19 protein-coding genes and 1 other RNA gene are annotated in these 15,673 nt (G+C 53.9%); 7 read left to right on the forward strand and 13 right to left on the reverse strand.

Annotated elements, in window-relative coordinates; all coding sequences use genetic code 11:
- Positions 1 to 250 precede the first annotated feature (250 nt).
- The 3 genes from tomB (at position 251) to GV764_RS20710 (ending at position 1,776) form a co-directional block, all read left to right on the forward strand.
- Complete coding sequence (gene tomB / locus GV764_RS20700) at positions 251 to 625, forward strand: Hha toxicity modulator TomB (RefSeq protein ID WP_125294098.1); 375 nt, start codon at positions 251 to 253, stop codon at positions 623 to 625.
- Between the two features lie 28 nt (positions 626 to 653).
- Positions 654 to 872, forward strand: coding sequence for an HHA domain-containing protein (locus tag GV764_RS20705; RefSeq protein ID WP_059040068.1), 219 nt, complete (start codon positions 654 to 656; stop codon positions 870 to 872).
- Between the two features lie 433 nt (positions 873 to 1,305).
- The gene (locus GV764_RS20710; RefSeq protein ID WP_161661886.1) at positions 1,306 to 1,776 is read left to right on the forward strand and encodes a YlaC family protein; all 471 of its coding nucleotides are present in this window, start codon (positions 1,306 to 1,308) and stop codon (positions 1,774 to 1,776) included.
- Positions 1,777 to 1,812: 36 nt separating this feature from the next.
- Here GV764_RS20710 and ykgO read toward each other — a convergent pair whose 3' ends face one another.
- On the reverse strand, positions 1,813 to 1,953 hold the full coding sequence (gene ykgO / locus GV764_RS20715) for a type B 50S ribosomal protein L36 (protein WP_125294096.1): 141 nt from the start codon (positions 1,951 to 1,953) through the stop codon (positions 1,813 to 1,815).
- Positions 1,954 to 1,955: 2 nt separating this feature from the next.
- On the reverse strand, positions 1,956 to 2,216 hold the full coding sequence (locus GV764_RS20720) for a type B 50S ribosomal protein L31 (protein WP_125294095.1): 261 nt from the start codon (positions 2,214 to 2,216) through the stop codon (positions 1,956 to 1,958).
- Between the two features lie 244 nt (positions 2,217 to 2,460).
- On the opposite strand from GV764_RS20720, the gene GV764_RS20725 reads away from it, so the two are divergent.
- Positions 2,461 to 4,038, forward strand: coding sequence for an EAL domain-containing protein (locus GV764_RS20725; protein WP_161661887.1), 1,578 nt, complete (start codon positions 2,461 to 2,463; stop codon positions 4,036 to 4,038).
- Positions 4,039 to 4,045: 7 nt separating this feature from the next.
- On the opposite strand, the gene GV764_RS20730 is transcribed toward GV764_RS20725, so the two are convergent.
- The 4 genes from GV764_RS20730 to ffs form a co-directional block, all read right to left on the reverse strand.
- Entirely contained in the window at positions 4,046 to 4,399 is a 354-nt protein-coding gene (locus GV764_RS20730) for a DUF1428 domain-containing protein (RefSeq protein ID WP_125294094.1), read from the reverse strand.
- 198 nt (positions 4,400 to 4,597) lie between these two features.
- Positions 4,598 to 4,816: a hypothetical protein gene (locus tag GV764_RS20735; protein ID WP_125294093.1), complete on the reverse strand. Its 219-nt coding sequence runs from the start codon at positions 4,814 to 4,816 to the stop codon at positions 4,598 to 4,600.
- Positions 4,813 to 5,064: a hypothetical protein gene (locus GV764_RS20740; protein WP_161661889.1), complete on the reverse strand. Its 252-nt coding sequence runs from the start codon at positions 5,062 to 5,064 to the stop codon at positions 4,813 to 4,815. The genes GV764_RS20735 and GV764_RS20740 overlap by 4 nt, the downstream gene beginning before the upstream one ends.
- 197 nt (positions 5,065 to 5,261) lie before the next feature.
- Positions 5,262 to 5,358, reverse strand: an RNA gene (ffs, locus tag GV764_RS20745) — signal recognition particle sRNA small type.
- 160 nt (positions 5,359 to 5,518) lie between these two features.
- Between ffs and GV764_RS20750 the strand changes: the two genes are divergently transcribed.
- Positions 5,519 to 5,839, forward strand: coding sequence for an MGMT family protein (locus tag GV764_RS20750; RefSeq protein WP_161661891.1), 321 nt, complete (start codon positions 5,519 to 5,521; stop codon positions 5,837 to 5,839).
- Positions 5,840 to 5,870: 31 nt separating this feature from the next.
- On the opposite strand, the gene GV764_RS20755 is transcribed toward GV764_RS20750, so the two are convergent.
- Positions 5,871 to 6,443 (reverse strand): YbaY family lipoprotein, encoded by a 573-nt coding sequence (locus GV764_RS20755; RefSeq protein ID WP_161661893.1) that lies wholly within the window; start codon positions 6,441 to 6,443, stop codon positions 5,871 to 5,873.
- A 298-nt stretch (positions 6,444 to 6,741) separates the two neighbouring features.
- Between GV764_RS20755 and tesB the strand changes: the two genes are divergently transcribed.
- Positions 6,742 to 7,602: an acyl-CoA thioesterase II gene (tesB, locus tag GV764_RS20760; RefSeq protein WP_161661895.1), complete on the forward strand. Its 861-nt coding sequence runs from the start codon at positions 6,742 to 6,744 to the stop codon at positions 7,600 to 7,602.
- A 58-nt stretch (positions 7,603 to 7,660) separates the two neighbouring features.
- Here tesB and amtB read toward each other — a convergent pair whose 3' ends face one another.
- From amtB to GV764_RS20785, 5 genes are all read right to left on the reverse strand, one after another.
- Entirely contained in the window at positions 7,661 to 8,947 is a 1,287-nt protein-coding gene (amtB, locus tag GV764_RS20765) for an ammonium transporter AmtB (protein ID WP_161662044.1), read from the reverse strand.
- A gap of 28 nt (positions 8,948 to 8,975) precedes the next feature.
- Positions 8,976 to 9,314: a P-II family nitrogen regulator gene (gene glnK, locus GV764_RS20770; RefSeq protein ID WP_125294088.1), complete on the reverse strand. Its 339-nt coding sequence runs from the start codon at positions 9,312 to 9,314 to the stop codon at positions 8,976 to 8,978.
- 253 nt (positions 9,315 to 9,567) lie between these two features.
- Positions 9,568 to 11,343, reverse strand: a complete 1,776-nt coding sequence (locus GV764_RS20775; RefSeq protein WP_161661897.1) for a SmdB family multidrug efflux ABC transporter permease/ATP-binding protein — start codon at positions 11,341 to 11,343, stop codon at positions 9,568 to 9,570.
- Entirely contained in the window at positions 11,336 to 13,105 is a 1,770-nt protein-coding gene (locus tag GV764_RS20780) for a SmdA family multidrug ABC transporter permease/ATP-binding protein (protein ID WP_161661899.1), read from the reverse strand. Before GV764_RS20780 ends, GV764_RS20775 begins: the two co-directional genes overlap by 8 nt.
- 62 nt (positions 13,106 to 13,167) lie before the next feature.
- Positions 13,168 to 13,629, reverse strand: coding sequence for an Lrp/AsnC family transcriptional regulator (locus GV764_RS20785; protein WP_161661901.1), 462 nt, complete (start codon positions 13,627 to 13,629; stop codon positions 13,168 to 13,170).
- A 115-nt stretch (positions 13,630 to 13,744) separates the two neighbouring features.
- On the opposite strand from GV764_RS20785, the gene GV764_RS20790 reads away from it, so the two are divergent.
- Positions 13,745 to 14,791: a PLP-dependent cysteine synthase family protein gene (locus GV764_RS20790; RefSeq protein WP_161661903.1), complete on the forward strand. Its 1,047-nt coding sequence runs from the start codon at positions 13,745 to 13,747 to the stop codon at positions 14,789 to 14,791.
- Between the two features lie 39 nt (positions 14,792 to 14,830).
- On the opposite strand, the gene cof is transcribed toward GV764_RS20790, so the two are convergent.
- Positions 14,831 to 15,649, reverse strand: a complete 819-nt coding sequence (cof, locus tag GV764_RS20795) for an HMP-PP phosphatase (protein ID WP_161661905.1) — start codon at positions 15,647 to 15,649, stop codon at positions 14,831 to 14,833.
- Positions 15,650 to 15,673 lie beyond the last annotated feature (24 nt).

Consider the following 15,673-nt stretch of genomic DNA (forward strand, 5'->3'; position numbering starts at 1 on the left):
GACGTTTCTTTTTATGCGCTATAATCAGAGAAGTTGCTTTTAATCTCACCTGAAAGTATTACCTTTTTTGCCGCTCCTGTAACAAACTGCATTAATTGTAATTTTTCGTAATAGAAGAAGGTAAAAGGCGCGAGTGTGATTTATAGTTAAATTACATTGAAATCGGTGTGTCTGACCCCCATTTATCTCAGAGTGTTACCCCTGTTATGTTAAGTTCATAAAATTTTTTTGTTAAAAAGGGGGATGCGTTATGGACGAATACTCACCAAAACGGCATGATATAGCGCAGCTAAAATTCCTGTGCGAAAATCTGTATCATGACTGCCTGGCTACGCTTGGTGATAGCAACCACGGCTGGGTCAACGATCCAACCTCGGCCATCAACCTACAGTTAAATGAATTGATTGAACATATTGCGAGTTTTGCGCTTAATTACAAAATTAAGTATGACGAAGACAATGCGTTGATTGAACAGATTGACGAATACCTCGATGATACCTTCATGTTGTTTAGCAACTACGGTATAAGCGCTCAGGACTTACAGAAATGGCGTAAATCGGGCAATCGCCTGTTCAAATGTTTTGTCAACGTTAGTAAGGCCAACCCAGTGAGCCTTTCTTTTTAAAATTATTACAATCACTTACGGTGAAACTATGTCAGAAAAGCCTTTAACAAAAATTGATTATTTAATGCGTCTACGACGCTGCCAGACGATTGATACGCTTGAACGTGTAATTGAGAAAAATAAATACGAATTATCAGATAACGAACTGGCGGTATTTTATTCAGCAGCCGACCACCGTCTCGCCGAACTGACGATGAATAAGCTTTACGATAAAATACCGTCTTCTGTGTGGAAATTTATCCGTTAATATTCCAGTAGATTCCTGACTATTAACGTCGCAAGCCTTAAAAACATGTAATTCTAACGCGTGATTATTGTCCCGAATCCTCTGTCGTCCAGCCAGGCATAGGGAATGATTCCCACCGTGCTACGCTGCCGTTTGTGTTCACTCGTGATCCTGAAGGGAATATGGCATGAGTGAACATTTACCGGGATAAATGCCGCAGGATCATGTTGTCCAGACTGACAGGGATACCCCATGCTCAATGACGAACGCACATAGCGCGCCTGGCGACACGCAGCGCTACCCTCGGGGAGTCAATGAGCTTTCACCATTAAAAGCGTGTCAACAAAAGGTAAACTGTTATACTTTTTTTGGCGCTGTCTGTTACTGTTTTCCACTTTAGCGTCTCACTACAATACAATCGTCTTCCTTCCCGTTACTATTTTGTAGGTTCAGAATGACGGAAATACAGCACCTGCTCACCGAAACCATCGATACATTAAATCGCGAAGAAAAACGCGACAATCGCCCGCGCTTCAGCATCAGCTTCATTCGTAATCATCCCGGATTGTTTATCGCTATGTACATCGGCTGGTTCGCGACGCTGCTCGTCATGCTGCAATCGGAAACCCTGGCAGATTCCGTGTGGTTACTGGTGGTATTATTTGTCCTGATGAACGGTTTTTTCTTTTTTGATGTGCATCCGCGCTACAAATATGAAGATATCGACGTGCTGGATTTACGCGTCTGCTACAACGGAGAATGGTACAACACCCGCTACGTACCGGCGTCGTTAATCGATGCTATTCTTCGTTCGCCGCGCGTAGACGCGGATAAAAAATCGCAGTTGAATGCGATGGTGAGCCGCAAAGGCAACCTGTCATTTTATGATGTGTTTTCACTCGATAAGGGTGTTAAAGCTTCCTGAATGTATAGAGCCTGCAATCTGCAGGCTCTTATTGTTTCAGCGCTTCTTCTTCCCGCCCTGTACGGCTTTAAAACGCGGATTCGATTTGCAGATAACATACAGACGGCCCTTACGCTTGACGATCTGGCAGTCAGGATGACGCTGCTTCGCACTTTTTAACGAATTCAACACCTGCATATTCACTCCTTATTATTTTTGAAGAATCGGCCAAAACGTTGCTGGAAGCGCGCTGCGCTGCCTTCCGTCGTAAAGCTCTTTTGCTTCCCGGTGTAATAAGGATGGGAGGCTGACGACACATCAAGCGTCACATACGGATAGACCACCCCATCGCGCTCAATCTCGCGATCGGTTTTAATGGTTGAACCCACCATAAAATATTCATCCGCGCTGGTATCGTGAAAAACTACCGTGCGGTAATGGGGATGGATATTCGCTTTCATACTCACCTTAATTGTTACGTTATAACATAATATAATCTTACGGCGTTACGTCAGCTGTTGCAAGCGATTATCATTTGTACGCGTTAGCCTGTATTTCCTGAAGCTGCGTAACACTATTCGGTGCATGGCCAGTTTCTGAAATAGCGTCATCATTCATAATGGCTATCGAAAAAAAAGTGGCTCACCGTTAATCTCGCCGGACAAGTGATACACGGTTCTTATCTGCTCATTAAAGGAACGCACGTTGACATCAAGACGCATGGTCAGCCTGGTAACAGGTACGCTGGTTGTGGCGGTGTTGTTACCCATTTTGCTGAGTATTTGGCTGGCCCGGTATCAGGCCGAGCAGCGTTTTCATCGTGAACTGGCCTCCTATACCCAAAGCATTAACCAGCTTGCCAATGTGGTGATCGACGAATCCAAAGCTGCATTAAATGAGATCAACCGTATCGACAGCCAGACCTGTGAGCCGAGCCATTTGCAGGCTATGAGGCGCGTGGCGTTTACCTATCGCTTTGTACAGGAAGTAATTTTTATAAAAGGTTCGCAGGCGCTCTGTTCTTCACTGGAGCAGGAAAGTCATATCTCGCCGTTTCCAGAACCCGAGCGGGTAAATAATGAGGGATACCGATTCTGGTTTACGCCCAGCAACGACCTGGGTATTAACCACTACATGATCGCCATGAGCCACCGCGATCATATGGTAGTTCTTGATCCGCGTTCTTTTATTGATGTCGTGCCGCTTGCAACCTGGTCGATTGACTCTGCCATCATTGGCTTAACGCGAAACCGGGTCATCATATCCAGCGCCCTACTCTCTTTAGCCGTCTGGCGTCACATGCATGACCATAATCTCACGCAGTATGAAGATGCCGGGACCGTGTATTCCATGTTCCGTAATACCCGGACAAATTTTGCCGTTGTGGTATGGGCATCCAGTCATCCCATGAAAGCCGCCAGTAACCAGCAACTCTTGCTGTGGCTGCCGGTGGGGATTCTCATCAGTCTGTTAGCAGCGGCGCTGATGCTACGGATTCTTAAGCGCCTGCAGTCGCCGCGCGCAAGATTGTTAGACGCCATCCATTCCCGGGAATTCACGGTGTGTTACCAACCCATTGTGCGTCTTAGCGACAACAAATTTGTCGGCGCAGAAGCCCTGGTTCGCTGGCCGCAAGCGGATGGTAGCCTGCTCACGCCAGATATTTTTATTCCGCTCGCGGAGCAGAACGGACTTATTCGTGAAATCACGCGGCTGGTGGTTGAGAACGTATTTAGCGAGATGGGCAACTGGCTGCATCAACATCCTGACTATCACGTGTCGATTAATCTGGCCGCAGACGATATCGCTGATAGCGCGCTACTGGCGCTGTTAACAGCGCGCTGCCAGCGCTATCAGGTCAGCCCACGGCAGATTGCCCTTGAGATCACCGAGCGCGGCTTTGCCGATCCGCAGCGCACCGCTCCGATCGTGGAGCAGTTTCACCGCGCCGGGCACCCGATATACATTGATGATTTTGGTACCGGCTACTCAAGCCTCAGTTATCTGCAAAATCTGGCTGTCGATGTGCTGAAAATTGATAAGTCCTTTGGAGATAGCCTGGAATACAACACCGTTGCGCCCCATATCATTGATATGGCTAAACATCTCCAGCTTGAGCTTGTGGCTGAGGGGATTGAAACCACGCGTCAGGCCCAATGGTTGTGTGAGCATGGCGTCCAGTACGGGCAGGGATGGTTATACAGTAAGGCTTTACGGGGAAATGACCTGCAATTATGGTGCGAGAATGACCCGGGCAGCACGGTCGCCCGCACTACCCGGTAGCGTAGTGCTACTCATCCAGTATTGGCGCAAATCCGCCGTAAATCATCCTCTTGCCATCGAAGGGCATTTCGTCGCCGAATGCCTTCATTCGCGGATCTTCCATCATTTTTTTGTTCGCGGCATCGCGGGCTTCTCTGGAGGGATATTCTATCCAGCTAAACACCACCTCTTCGTCATCGGTGGCTTTTACCGCCATCCGAAAATCGGTGAGTTTTCCGTCAGGAACATCATCAGCCCAGCATTCAACAATACGCAACGCGCCAAACTCTTTGAACAGCGGCGCCGCTTTGGCGGCCATCGCCTGATAAGCAGCTTTTTTATCCCGGGGAACAGCAACGACAAAACCATCGACATAGTTCATAACGCCTACCTCCACATGAGCAGCGATGATCGTGCGTAGATAAGTGTAGCGGTTGGATGCGTTTAGCGGAGGAAAACAAAAAGACGAGCAGGCAGCTCGTCGTAACGTACCGTCCATGATACGGGAGGTGGAGAGACGCACCTACACGGCAAGCCCTTGCTCGCCAGCAGGTTTATTATTATAGCTATTCGTTAAGATTTAAGCCTGACGTGGTATCGGAAACCCTTTTAGCGAAATAACAAAGCAATCGTCATGTTTTTTAATTTTCGCCCCTGCATCACACCAGTCGGAGGCGATTTTGAAAAATTCATCCCCGCCGATTTGCCATCCCAAACGCACGTGTTTTACCCGTCCTGAACGAAGTAACTCACAGGCCTGAGAATAGTTTTCTGCATTACAGATAGGTTCTTTAATCATTTTCTTTTCTTCAGCAGTTTACGTAATGCTTTGATTTCTTTATCTGTTAATGCTGGAGTGTTCTCTTCCTGAGTGTGCTGACTGTCGATATCCTGCTCATCAACATCAAGATTATCTTGTGCGTTCAGCGCATTAAGCAGCAGTTTTTCGGTTACGGAAGACAAGGTTTCACTATTATCTTCGGCATAGTGACGAATACGTTCTTTCAATTCACTGTTAATTTTGACATTAAGAACCGCGGTGCTCATAGAAAATCCCTTAATAGAATTAATGATAAAGCAGCAGGGGAATCATTATTATTGAGTAGCAGAATAATGCAGAATTAATGTGACAAAAAAATGACGTATTTGTGACATCTGTGAAGCAAGGGGAAAAAACGTGACGTGATGCGGATTGCGTTGAGCCAGGAAACGTAAAACAGGTCGGCAGCAGAAATGGGTGGGGGCCCTGCCAGCTACATCCCGGCACACACGTCATCTGCTTTGGCTGCTTCCTTCCGGATCTGACCAGGTAAACAAAGTAGTGTTGCGGGAGAACCAACAGAGCCCCCATTGAGAGCGTTTTTCAACGCGCAGGGCATTATCATTGTTGTCCTGGATAAATGCAAGTAAGCCGCGACCGGATGCCGGTTTCTTGCGCAATCAAGCCTTTTCCGGGGGCGGCGGGTTGATTATGCTGAGTCCAAAGAGCAACGGAGCCAATATGAACAACCACGACAGTTTCCCTCAGCGCGTTTTTCTTATCGTCGCTTCTATTCCCGAAGGCCATGTCACCACCTATGGGGATGTGGCAATGCTGGCGGGCTCGCCGCGCGCCGCGCGTCAGGTGGGCGGCGTCCTGAAACGTTTGCCGGAAGGCAGCCGCATCCCCTGGCATCGGGTGGTAAACCGCCACGGCGCGATTTCACTGACCGGCCCGGATTTACAGCGTCAACGGCAGGCTCTGCTCAGCGAAGGCGTTATGGTTTCAGGCGATGGGCATATCGATATGGCGCGCTACCGCTGGGATTACGATCGGCCATAAAAAACGCCTCCGAAGAGGCGCTATCGCAGGCTTAGTAAGTTGTCGGTGCGGGAACAGCGGACGAAGGCGTCACCTGAGTCGGCGATGTCGAAGGGACGGTGGTTGCCGCGCCTCCGTGCTCAGACAGTGGGATCGCAGTGCCTTCCACCGGTACCAGCGTCAGGTCGATTTTGGTCCCGCCCTGATTCACTGCCGGTTTCACCGTATCGGTGACAAACATCAGTTTATTATCTACGGTAATCGCGGCGCTCAGCAGAATACGTGCGTTTGGCTGGATCTGAGCCGGGTCAAACGGCAGTACGAAGCTGAACGGCGGCTGTTTACCTTCAGTGCGCACCGCTTTCTGAGCAATGACTTTGGAAGGCGCATCGGCAATTGAGGCATCAGCCAGCGTGACGGTCAGCACCGATTGCGGCGGCAGCGCCACTTTCTGACGGATCCACACCGTACCGGAGACGTTAGGCTGCTGAATTACAGGTTGAGCGCTGACCGCGGAAGTATTAGGGCCTGGCGCCGGAACAGCAATATCTGCGCTCTTTTGCTGTGCGCAACCTGCAAGAGCAACCGCAACCGCTAAACCACTTAACATGTGCACGAGTTTCATTAAAGTTCTCCTTATCTTCTATGCACCAGCAAAATGAAAGACCCGGTGGTCGGGCCTGACGCTCCACCAGAGTGAGTGGTTAAAACTCATCTATCGTGCTAAGCCTGGCACACTCTGCCGGGAATCGCCTGAAAATGGGCCAGTATTCAGATAATTGAACCCCTCTGACCAGTTGAGAAACTGCGTTATACTCAGCGTTTATGGCTGCGTATTGCGCGCGTTATCGGCTTTTATGGCCTGATGCGGCGCAACGCCCATAAAGCATCACTGAATTTCTCTTCTCCGTTGAGGATCCTTTATGAGTCAGGCGCTTAGCAATTTACTGGCACTGTTAAATCTGGAAAAAATTGAAGAAGGGCTGTTTCGCGGACAGAGCGAAGATCTCGGGCTACGTCAGGTGTTCGGCGGCCAGGTCGTGGGTCAGGCTCTGTATGCGGCAAAAGAAACGGTGCCTTCAGAGCGACTGGTTCACTCTTTTCACAGCTATTTCCTCCGCCCGGGCGACAGCCAGAAACCGATTATTTACGATGTCGAAGTGCTGCGCGACGGCAACAGCTTCAGCGCCCGCCGCGTTGCCGCCGTTCAAAACGGCAAACCGATTTTTTATATGACCGCCTCGTTCCAGGCTCCGGAATCCGGGTTTGAGCATCAGAAAACCATGCCCGCCGCACCCGGTCCGGAGAGCTTAAAATCGGAAACCGATATCGCCCGTGAATTTGAAAACTTCCTGCCGCCGCCGGTGCGGGAAAAATTCCTCTGCGACAAGCCGCTGGAGATCCGCCCTGTCGAGTTCCATAATCCGCTGAAGGGCCATGTGGCGGAGCCGTCGCGTCTGGTGTGGTTCCGGGCTAACGGCACTCTGCCCGCGGATTTACGGGTGCATCAGTACCTGCTGGGCTACGCCTCCGATTTTAACTTCCTGCCCGTGGCGCTCCAGCCGCACGGCGTCGGCTTCCTGGAGCCGGGCATGCAGGTGGCGACTATCGACCATTCCATGTGGTTCCATCGCCCGTTCGATCTCAACGACTGGCTGCTTTACAGCGTGGAGAGCACCTCGGCGTCCAGCGCGCGCGGCTTTGTACGCGGCGAATTTTACACGCAGGATGGCGTTCTTGTGGCCTCGACGGTGCAGGAAGGCGTGATGCGCAAGCGCAGTTAATCAGGCAAAAAAATGGGCAGGCTCCTCGCGGAGACCTGCCCTTTTTATTGCCTGGAGATTATGAGTTATAGGCGTTCTCGCCATGGCTGTTCACGTCAAGGCCTTCACGCTCCTGATCTTCCGGTACGCGCAGACCAACGGTCAGATCGGCCAGCTTATAGGCGACGAAAGCCACAACGCCCGACCACACCACCGTCACCGCGATGCTTTCCAGTTGCACCAGCACCTGATGGCCCATGGTCACGCCTTCCGCATAACCCACGCCGCCCAGCGAGGTTGAGGCGAAGATACCTGTCAGGATGCAGCCTACGATGCCGCACACGCCGTGCACGCCGAACACGTCACAGGGGTCATCTACCCGCAGCCAGCGTTTCAGCATGGTCACGCCCCACAGACCGGCCAGCCCCGCCGCGATACCGACGATCAACGCACCGCCGACGCCGATGAAACCACAGGCAGGCGTCACGCCAACCAGGCCAGCAATCGCACCGGAGCATGCACCCAGCAGAGAAGGCTTACCGCGCACCGCCCACTCACCGAACACCCAGGCCAGAATCGCCGCGGCGGTAGCCACCACGGTATTCACAAACGCCAGGCCCGCGATTTCGTTGGCGGCGCTGGCGGAACCGGCGTTAAAGCCGAACCAGCCGAAGTAAAGGATCGCCGTACCGGTAAACACCATCGGCAGGTTATGCGGTTTGAACGCCTCTTTGCCGAAGCCGACGCGTTTGCCCACCAGATAAGCTCCCACCAGGCCAGCGACTGCGGCGTTGATATGCACAACCGTGCCACCTGCGAAGTCCAGCGCGCCATGGGTACCCAGCAAACCACCGCCCCACACCATATGGGCAATCGGAATGTAAGAGAGAGTCAGCCACACCACCACGAAAATCACCACGGCGGAGAAGCGAATACGTTCAGCAATTGCCCCCACGATCAGCCCCACGGTGATACAGGCGAAGGAGCCCTGGAACGCCACATGGATGTACTGATAGAACGAGCCCATCACGTCAGTGATCGCAATACCTTTCAGCATGATCCAGTCGAAGTTGCCGAAGAAAGAGCCGCCGGTGCCGAACGCCAGTGAGTAGCCGTAAACCACCCACAGTACGCAAACCAGGGCGAATGAAACGGATACCTGGGTCAGCATCGACAGCACGTTTTTAGAGCGGATCAGCCCACCATAAAACAGCGCCAGGCCGGGAATGGTCATAAAAAGCACCAGGGCAGTGCAAATCATCATAAAGGCGTTATCGGCTTTATCGGCAACCGCCGGTGCGGCCATCGCCAGGCCAGGCAACAGCGCGCAAGCTGCAAGCGCCGATTTCATTGTAAGTTTTTTCATCATTTTCAACCCTGTCAGGTTCGCCAGATTACAGTGCCGCTTCGTCGGCTTCGCCGGTACGAATACGAATGACGCGTTGCAGTTCGGCAACAAAGATTTTTCCGTCGCCGATTTTTCCGGTCCACGCCGCTTTGCTGATGACCTCGATCACCTCTTCGAGTTGGTCATCCGCGATGGCGACGTCGATTTTCACTTTCGGCAGAAAATTGACGCTGTATTCCGCACCGCGGTACAGCTCGGCATGCCCTTTCTGACGCCCAAAGCCTTTTACCTCAGTGACAGTAAGCCCCTGAATACCAATGGAAGAGAGCGCCTCACGCACGTCTTCAAGTTTGAATGGTTTGATTACCACGGTAACCAGTTTCATAAATCCCCTCCTGTCGAATTGGGTAACAGCCTGAGTGAGCACATATTCACTAAAGCAAGGGACGTGCCAGATTTGAAAAAGCACCGGAGAACGGCATTTGACGTGGGTTCGTTACAGCAACAGCAGAAAATAAAAGTGTGACCGGGATTCAGAATGTTCTGTAATCAAAAAAAACGCACCATGCCAGTGCAGGGTGCGTTGCGGATTTGCACCAGGGCCGTAAGCGAAAACCCGGGTGCGTTATTTTGGTGCGTCAGGCGCTTAACGTTTCTTCCTGCCCGGCGGCCAACTCTTCGCCTGCCAGTTGCAGCTGGTACATTTGCCAGTAGCGCCCTTGCTGCGCCAGCAGTTGCTGATGGGTGCCTCGCTCCACCGCCTGGCCGCGATGAAGGACCAGAATAGTGTCAGCATCAACAATGGTGGAGAGCCGGTGAGCGATCACCACCAGCGTGGTGTGCTGGCGGAACGCCGACAGCGCCTGCTGGATAGCCTGCTCGGTGCCGGAGTCGATATTCGCGGTCGCCTCATCGAGGATCAGAATTTGCGGCGTTTCGACCAGCACCCGCGCCAGCGCCAGCAACTGCTTCTGCCCTACCGACAGGTTGTTACCCTGTTCGCCAAGCCGGGTATAAATTCCGTCGGGCAAAGTGCGCGCCAGTTCAGCCAGCTGTACCGTTTCCAGCGCCTGCCATACCTGCGCTTCGCTGATATCTCGCCCCAGGGTAACGTTAGCGAAAAACGAATCGGCCAGCACCACCGGATCCTGCTGAACCATCGCGACGCCCTTGCGCAGTACGCTATGGCTGAGCGTAGAGAGCGGACGCCCGTCGAGGCGGATCTCGCCGCGCGTCAGCGGGTAATAGCCCATCAACAGGTTCGCCAGGGTGCTTTTACCGCTGCCGGTATGGCCCACCAGCGCCACAAAGCTGCGCGGAGCAATATCCAGTGAAATATCCTGGAGCACTAACCGGTCGCCGCGATAGGCAAACGAAACATCGTCAATCGCAATCGCCCCGCTTTGCAGCGGGCGCACATCGCTACCGTAGGTCTGGCGTGGTCGGTCCATCAGTTCGAATACGCGCTCTCCCGCTACCACTGCCTGCTGAAGCATGGATTGTTGCGTGGTCAGTTCAATCAACGGTTCATTTAAACGGCCCAGATAGCTGATAAACGCGTACAGCACCCCGACCTCAATCGTGCCCACTGAACTGAAACCAAACAGCATCAGCAGCCCGCACAGTACCAGCGCTGAAAACAGACTCAACAGCGGACGCAGCAGGAATCCATCGAGGCGCAGCGTTTGCATACGCGCCGTATAGTGCGAACGGCTGGCTTCCCCCATCCGCTCGCCGAAACGCGCCTGCTGGCGGAACTGCTGGATCACGCTCATGCCCATGATCACTTCGTTAAAGCCGTCATTGATGTCCGCGAGATAGGTACGCACCCGACGTACAATTGGCGTGCTGAAGCGCTGGTATATCACCATAACAATCAGCACCGCCGGGAAGATCGCCATTGCGACCAGCGCCATACGCCAGTCAAGGCTGAACATCGCTACCAGCATCGCGCCAATCAGCGCCGCGCTGCGCAGCACCGTCGCGACCACGGTAACGTACAAATCGCGGATCACTTCGGTATCGTTAGTGACCCGCGAGATAAGCTGGCCGACCGGTTGGGTATCAAACTCACTAAGCGGCTGGCGCAGCGCGGCGTCCATCACGTCGGCGCGCAACTGTTGTACCACCCCAACGGCAGCCTGGTTAAACAGGATCGATTGCCAGTAGTGCAGCCCCGCCGCCAGTAGTTGCAGCAGGATATAGACAGCAGCAAGCCCGGCCACCAGACCCAGCGGCAAACTGTTTTTCGCCACCATGTTATCGATGAAATAGCTGATTAACGCCGGGCCGCTCACTTCCGCCGCGGCGGCGATCCACAGCATCACCACGGCCATCGAGAGCGGTTTGCGCCACGGGCTGCCGTAGGCCAGCAGGCGTTTTAAGGTCGGCCACAATTGTGCAGGCTTATCCATTCACGGCCTCCTCGCGTTCCGGCTCGTCGTCCAGCGCCGCTTCTATTTGCTGATAACGATACATATCGCGATACCAGCCGGGCTGAGCCGCCAGCGCATCGTGCTCGCCGCGCTGGGCGATATGGCCCTGTTGCAGCACGACAATTTCATCCGCCTCGGTTAACGCCGACAGGCGATGCGCGCTGATGATCACCGTCCGACCTTCTCCCCAGTGATGCAGATTATGAAGAATTTGATGCTCGGTGCGCCCGTCCACCGCCGAGAGCGCGTCATCTAAAATCAGAATTTCGGCGTTCAGCAGCAGCGCGCGGGCAATGGAAATCCGCTGTTTCTGCCCGCCGGACAGCATCACGCCCCGCTCCCCCACCTCAGTGTCATAGCCCTGAGGCAGACGCAGAATATCGTCATGCACGCAGGCCAGCTTCGCCACGTGCTCAATCTCCTGCTGGGTAGCGCCGGGATGACCCAGCGCGATATTGCTCGCCACGCTGTCAGAGAATAAAAACGGCGTTTGATTGACCACCGCCAGCCGGCTGCGCCAGGCATCAAGCTGCAATGCGGTGAGGGGAATATCATGGAAGCGGATTTCACCCTGGTCGACATCGAAATGGCGCTGGATCAGCGACAGCACGGTGCTTTTCCCCGCGCCGGTCGGGCCGCAAATCCCCAGCATCTGGCCGGATCTGAGCGTCAGGTTGATGTGGTTCAGCGTCGGTTTCGACGCCTGCGGATAAGTAAATTCACGGATCGCCACCTCCAACACGCCGCGCCCTGCCGGGACGTCGCGATCGCCGTCGTTCACCACCGGCGCTTCCGCCAGCATAGCCCGAATACGGCTGTACGCCGCACTGCCGCGTTCGACAATGTTGAACATCCAGGCCAGCGCCAGCATCGGCCAAATCATCAAACCGAGGTACATCATAAAGCTGGTGAGCTGCCCCAGCGTGAGCGAGCCGTTGATCACCATCCAGCTTCCCCCGCCAATCGCCAGCAGATTCGCCATGCCGATGGCGATATAAATGGTGGGATCGAAACGCGCATCCACCCTGGCGACGCGCAGGTTTTTTTGCCCTGTGTCGCGGGCATCTTCAGCAAACAATCCTGACTGGCGGTCTTCCAGCCCGAAGGCTTTGATCATCCGGATGCTGGTTAAGCTCTCCTGGGTGCGGTCATTGAGCGTTGAGAACGCCGCCTGCGCCGCTTTAAAGCGGCTATGCAGCTGGTCGCCGTAGCGTTTGATCACCAGCGCCATTATCGGCATCGGCAGCAGCGCCAGCAGCGTCAGTTGCCAGCTGATTTGGGTGCTCATGACCACCAGCACCACGCAGCCCATCACCAGCGAATCCACCAGCGTCAGCACCCCCTCCCCGGCGGCGAACACCACCCGGTCGACATCGTTAGTGGCGCGCGCCATTAAGTCCCCGGTGCGATGACGCAGGTAAAACTCGGGATGCTGGCGGCTCAATTGACGATAAAAATCTTCGCGCAGTTCGACCGCCAGCTGGTAAGACGCCCCGAACAGCAGCACGCGCCAGACATAGCGCAGCAGATAAACAATCACCGCGACGGTCACCATCAGCCCCAGCCACTGAAAGATCTGGCTGGCGGTGAAATGGTTTCGGGTGACGCCATCCACGATGATGCCCACAACACGCGGTGGGATCAGTTGCAGGATCGCGATGATAATCAGCAGGCACACCGCGCCGAGATAGCGTCGCCACTCCCGGGTGAAATACCAGCGTAACTGAGCAAATAATCGCACGTAATAAATTCCTGATTGGCTTGCTGTTCGGTTGATTGCAGGTAATTGACGTGATGGTGGCGTTAACCGTCTAACGGCAAGGCAGTAGTATATTTTATCTGTTCCATGGCAAAACTGGAGGTGACATCCGATAAGCCGGGAGCCTGGTTCACCAGACGCTTATAAAAATCATCGAAGCGCTTCATATCCGCGACCTGAACGCGCATCAGATAATCGTATTCCCCTGCCATCCGCCAGAAACCGAGCACTTCGGGCATCCGGGAAACCACGGCGACAAACTGGCTGTACCATTCGCTGCTGTGGTGCTGGGTCTTAATCAGCACGAACGCCGTGAGTCCCAGATTAAGCTTTTCCGGATCGAGCAGCGCCACCCGCCCCTGAATAATGCCCTCATCTTCCAGGCGCTTGAGGCGTTTCCAGCAGGGCGTGGTTGTCAGATTAACGGCATCCGCCAACGCCTGCAAAGAGAGCGTGCAGTCATTCTGCAACAGAGAAAGCAGTTTGCGGTCAATTTTATCTATCATTTGCGAGATACATAGAAAGAATTTCTCTTATTGCGCCAAATCATGGGCGAAATAGCAACTCTTTTTCCCGGAGTTTGTTTTACGCTAGGCACAAATTGATAAATGGATACGCCTCATGACCAGCACCTGGGTAAATCACGCCATCAGCGAAATCAACGCCGACTTTCAGCGTTCCGCCGACACCCATTTGATCCGCCTTTCTCTGCCCGCGTTTCCGGGCATTTATCTGTATCTGAAAGATGAAAGCACCCATCCGACCGGCAGCCTGAAGCACCGCCTGGCGCGCTCATTATTCCTGTACGGGCTGTGTAATGGTTGGATCAAAGAAGGCACACCGATCATTGAGGCGTCATCCGGTTCTACCGCCGTCTCGGAAGCTTACTTCGCCCGGCTACTGGGATTGCCGTTTATTGCCGTGATGCCCGCCTGCACCGCGAAGCGTAAGGTAGAACAAATCGCCTTTTACGGCGGCCGCTGCCATTTCGTCGAGAGCGCGTGTGAGATTTATGACGCCTCAGAAATGCTGGCGAAAGAGCTGAACGGCCACTATATGGATCAGTTTACCTGTGCCGAGCGCGCCACCGACTGGCGCGGCAATAACAACATCGCCGACAGTATTTTCCGCCAGATGGCGAGCGAACCTTACCCGGTGCCCGACTATGTCGTGATGAGCGCCGGGACCGGCGGGACTTCCGCGACCATTGGTCGCTATCTGCGCTATCAGGGCCATTCCACGCAGCTGGTGGTAGTCGATCCGCAAAACTCGGTATTCTTCGATTTCTGGCAGAGCCGCGACGCCTCCCTGAAAAGCCCGGTCGGCAGTAAAATTGAAGGCATTGGCCGCCCGCGCGTCGAACCGTCGTTTATCCCGACAGTGATTGATGACATGCTGCGCGTACCCGACGCGGCAAGCGTGGCGACCAGCCACTGGCTGGAGACCGTTCTGGGCCGCAAAGTCGGCGCATCCACCGGCACTAACGTCTGGGGCGCGCTTCAACTGGCGGCAAGAATGCGCGACGAAGGGCGTAAAGGTGCGATTGTTACCCTGCTGTGCGACAGCGGCGAGCGCTATCTGGAGACGTACTTCAATCCGCAGTGGGTCGCGCAGAATATTGGCGACTTAACGCCCTGGCAGGCGGAGATCGCCCGGCTGACGGCATAAAAAAAGCCGGAGAATACCCGGCTTGCTGGAATGGCCTCGTCATTCGGGGGAATAAGTCAGGTTTGGAAAGTCCAGCCAATGAGTCAAATAGTGTGAAACCGCCTGGCTGCTGCAATGACCGATCACCGGCAAATGCGGCAGCGCGGCTTTTAACTGCGCCATAGCGTTACCCATGATGAAGCCGTAACCGACGGCTTCGAGCATTTCGCGATCGTTCATGGCATCGCCAAACGCCATACAATCCTCCAGGCCGTAGCCGAGGTGCTGGCTCAATACCGCCAGCGCGGCCCCTTTATTGCATCCTACCGGCAGAACCTCCAGGCAGTGATGCGCTGAGAAACAGAGATGCGCTTTATCGCCGAGGGCGTCATTAAGCTGAATGCGCAGGCGGCAGAGATCATCATGCTCGCCGCAGAAGCAAATTTTGGTGACCTGATGCGCCGGAATGCGTTTGACATCGCAAACCTGGTAGCGAAAGCCGGTAAACAAGTGCGCATGAAGAAGTTCCGGCAAATCATTTTGCGTGAACCAGCCATCATCGTTAAACACATGCATCGACGATTCGGTTTCCCAGCGGCTGTGGATCACGATTTCCGCCACTTCCGGCGCCAGGTCGGCGTGATGCAGCAATTCACCCTGACAGGTATGGATGCGGGTGCCGTTGCCGGTAATCAGAAACGCGTCAAGGGAGAGATCGGTGAGCAAATGGCGCATTTCCAGGGCATGACGCCCGGTGGCAAAGGCTAAAGTAATGTCGCGTTCGCGCAGGCGATTCAGGGTTTTCAGGGTTTGTTCACCCAGCAAATGGTCCGGCATCAGCAGGGTGCCGTCCATATCAAATGCAGCCAGTCGCGCCATGGTTGTCCGCTCTCACATAACCTT

It is taken from the genome of Atlantibacter hermannii (assembly GCF_009907385.1).
Taxonomy (GTDB): Bacteria; Pseudomonadota; Gammaproteobacteria; order Enterobacterales; family Enterobacteriaceae; genus Atlantibacter; species Atlantibacter hermannii_A.

Bases quoted from the DNA above. Each gene is read 5' to 3' on its own strand.
- tomB (WP_125294098.1), top strand. From the start codon at position 251: ATGGACGAATACTCACCAAAACGGCATGATATAGCGCAGCTAAAATTC.
- GV764_RS20755 (WP_161661893.1), bottom strand. From the start codon at position 6,443: ATGAAACTCGTGCACATGTTAAGTGGTTTAGCGGTTGCGGTTGCTCTT.
- GV764_RS20790 (WP_161661903.1), top strand. From the start codon at position 13,745: ATGACCAGCACCTGGGTAAATCACGCCATCAGCGAAATCAACGCCGAC.
- GV764_RS20785 (WP_161661901.1), bottom strand. From the start codon at position 13,629: ATGATAGATAAAATTGACCGCAAACTGCTTTCTCTGTTGCAGAATGAC.
- tesB (WP_161661895.1), top strand. From the start codon at position 6,742: ATGAGTCAGGCGCTTAGCAATTTACTGGCACTGTTAAATCTGGAAAAA.
- ykgO (WP_125294096.1), bottom strand. From the start codon at position 1,953: ATGCAGGTGTTGAATTCGTTAAAAAGTGCGAAGCAGCGTCATCCTGAC.
- GV764_RS20750 (WP_161661891.1), top strand. From the start codon at position 5,519: ATGAACAACCACGACAGTTTCCCTCAGCGCGTTTTTCTTATCGTCGCT.
- glnK (WP_125294088.1), bottom strand. From the start codon at position 9,314: ATGAAACTGGTTACCGTGGTAATCAAACCATTCAAACTTGAAGACGTG.
- GV764_RS20735 (WP_125294093.1), bottom strand. From the start codon at position 4,816: ATGATTAAAGAACCTATCTGTAATGCAGAAAACTATTCTCAGGCCTGT.
- GV764_RS20705 (WP_059040068.1), top strand. From the start codon at position 654: ATGTCAGAAAAGCCTTTAACAAAAATTGATTATTTAATGCGTCTACGA.
- GV764_RS20720 (WP_125294095.1), bottom strand. From the start codon at position 2,216: ATGAAAGCGAATATCCATCCCCATTACCGCACGGTAGTTTTTCACGAT.
- amtB (WP_161662044.1), bottom strand. From the start codon at position 8,947: ATGAAAAAACTTACAATGAAATCGGCGCTTGCAGCTTGCGCGCTGTTG.
- GV764_RS20775 (WP_161661897.1), bottom strand. From the start codon at position 11,343: ATGGATAAGCCTGCACAATTGTGGCCGACCTTAAAACGCCTGCTGGCC.
- cof (WP_161661905.1), bottom strand. From the start codon at position 15,649: ATGGCGCGACTGGCTGCATTTGATATGGACGGCACCCTGCTGATGCCG.
- GV764_RS20740 (WP_161661889.1), bottom strand. From the start codon at position 5,064: ATGAGCACCGCGGTTCTTAATGTCAAAATTAACAGTGAATTGAAAGAA.
- GV764_RS20730 (WP_125294094.1), bottom strand. From the start codon at position 4,399: ATGAACTATGTCGATGGTTTTGTCGTTGCTGTTCCCCGGGATAAAAAA.
- GV764_RS20710 (WP_161661886.1), top strand. From the start codon at position 1,306: ATGACGGAAATACAGCACCTGCTCACCGAAACCATCGATACATTAAAT.